General features: G+C 44.8%; 2 protein-coding genes. Both read right to left on the minus strand.

Features of this window, described 5'->3' with window-relative positions; translation table 11 throughout:
* Nucleotides 1-959: FimB/Mfa2 family fimbrial subunit (locus K2G41_RS12355; protein ID WP_366145432.1), on the minus strand; the 959-nt coding region annotated here is incomplete at its 3' end.
* A gap of 3 nt (nt 960-962) precedes the next feature.
* Complete coding sequence (locus tag K2G41_RS12360) at nt 963-2,186, minus strand: DUF3575 domain-containing protein (RefSeq protein ID WP_300118746.1); 1,224 nt, start codon at nt 2,184-2,186, stop codon at nt 963-965.
* Nucleotides 2,187-2,504 lie beyond the last annotated feature (318 nt).

Below are 2,504 nucleotides of genomic sequence, written 5' to 3' on the forward strand. Positions count from 1 at the left end.
CAGTCAGCTACCGAACCTTCGACCATAGGAAGGAGATCCACACGGTTTTCGTTGATGACCTTCAGCAGTATCTCGTAGTCCTGGACGTGGGTGACCGATGGTCGCCATCCCCATGTGCGGAACGCTTTGCCGAGATCAATGTCAGGGATTATGGGGAGGCCGTCAAACTTGATTCGCAGAGTTGGAATCTGCGTGTCGGTGTATCTCAGCGTCACAAACTCCGCCCGAAGTTCGAGCTGACGCAGAGGGACATTAAGCCGGTATGTTTCAGACCTATTCCCTAAGGGGACTTCTAGACCATCCGCTGTAAGGGATACCTTTTCAGTGTCAAGTGAGTATTGTGTATTCACTCCTATAAGATCCATCTCATAGCTTCCTATATGCGGAGGTCGATTAGCCCATTCAACGGTTACTTTCAGATGACAATGTATATTGACCATCTCTGTCGTGAGACGGTTTGAAGACAACCCCATACCATCTTTACTTACTTCCAAGCCACGTCCTTCTGAGTCGATTGCGAAATGCTTGATTCCCCAAAATAGTTCGTCAGAATTGGTGTATGCGTATTCGCTCGACTTACTCTTTACCGTATGACTGAGGGAGAAATTCTCCAATTTATTATCGCTGCCATGCTCGTGAACGGATATATCTGTCATATTGCCAACGGTTACCATCGTATATGTTCCTGCATTCAAATCCAGAGGTTGGTTTTTCAGTCTTTCTCCTGACGGTAATTCGCGGATAAAAATTCCGTCAACGTCAAATAGGAAATGACGTAGTGAGCGAATATTGTCAGAGAAAACATCTGTTCCGTTGGGTAGGTAGACATAATGCATCGTCAATGGCTCGGGACAACAGAGGTCACGATCATCCTCAAGTTGACAGCTTGAGAGGATGATCGGAAGTAGTGTGAGGGAAACCATAGCTTTATAAATTATATGTGCTATAGCCTGTTTCATCAATCAGCGATAAATGATTGTTACTTCGGTTCGTCGCAAAAGCGGGAACACACGGTAAAGCAATACACGGTAGTCGCTCAGTGCGCGCAAATCTTGTTTGCGGATTTCAGGGTCGGAATTACTGTCAAGGATAAAGTTGACTTCATCACCCATCATCACAACCTCGGCTTTATGTCTGAGTCCCTCCCAATCATCGCCATGAGCCGTCATCGTTATGCCGGAGGCCGGAATGCCGAGGACTCTCGCAATCTGCTCAGCCACGCCACGTGCGCGACGCTCCGACAGCATCAGGTTGTAGATAGCTGTATATTCAGGCGAGGCATAGCCGTCTATCTTCACCGCCAGAATTTCAAGCCCACGCAGTGAATCAAGATAGGAATTCAACCTCAACTGTATCGGCTCGTGCTGATTGACATCATAGTACACTCCGAATTTTAAAGTATCATTCACTTCTTTCTCAGGCTCGTATATAAGCTCTTCGATGGCGTTATGAGCCGTATCGGGTGTTTCGTGGATAACCACCGGAGTTTCTTCCACATATGTAGGCACATGTTTGATGACAGTACGCCTGTGGGTCGGGAATATGTACTTGAATGAGAGGGAGGCGTTTGTGACAGTAGCTATGTGGCGCGCACGGTGCGACACGCGCTTGCCGCAACTGCCGCAGTTATATTTGTCATAATTGAGATACATCCATCCCGCACCGATTGAAGCACCGATACGCCAGTGATCTCCAAGTTTCCATTCGTGACCGTATGACAATCCGGCACCAAGTGCATATCCTTGGTAACGATAACCACGCAGAATCTTTGGCCAAGTCAGACCTCCGATATTGTATTTTCCACCCATAAGATGAAAACCGAAATATGATCCTTCATAAACACGACGCAACCATAAACGGCTCTCCTGCGTAACCAGCCAATGGTTGAGCTTGGGATTGGAGAGGGCACCGGGAGTCCCGAATTTGTCGGGAAGATTAAAAGCATTATAACCGATGGATGCGGCAAGAGAGAAACGGCGCGATGTGGCTATCTCAATACCGACATTCGGTGTCGTCATGAGCCAGTAGAGAGCGTTTGTGCTGACAGCAAAACGGTCGAGCGAATCAGGCTCTACTTTCTCAGCCTTAAGCTGTAGCGTACAGAGCGCACAAAGAAGAATGATAACACATGTGTGTATCAAATTGACATCTATCTGCGTATTTTTAACTGTCTGTAATTTGTTCATTATCAATTCATTTCCACGATTATAACTAAAATCGCTTAATGAGCGATTTTATGTTTTCATAAAGATTTATATATCAATGAATTGAGTGTGTCGAAAAATTACATTTGGTCAATGAAGTTGACCAATATTGACCAAACGGCATTTTTGAGTGTAATTTTTAACATGTAGAAATGCCTGAAATTCAGGATAAATGAGTAATTTTGCAGTGTAGAGTAAAATCGCTCATTAAGCGATTTACACTTTTTTTTCGGTCAATTTATCGGATAGGAATTCAAAATCCGCATATATTATTTAGCCATATTAATATCATTCCTAATA

It is taken from the genome of Duncaniella sp. (genome assembly GCF_029056165.1).
Taxonomy (GTDB): Bacteria; Bacteroidota; Bacteroidia; order Bacteroidales; family Muribaculaceae; genus Duncaniella.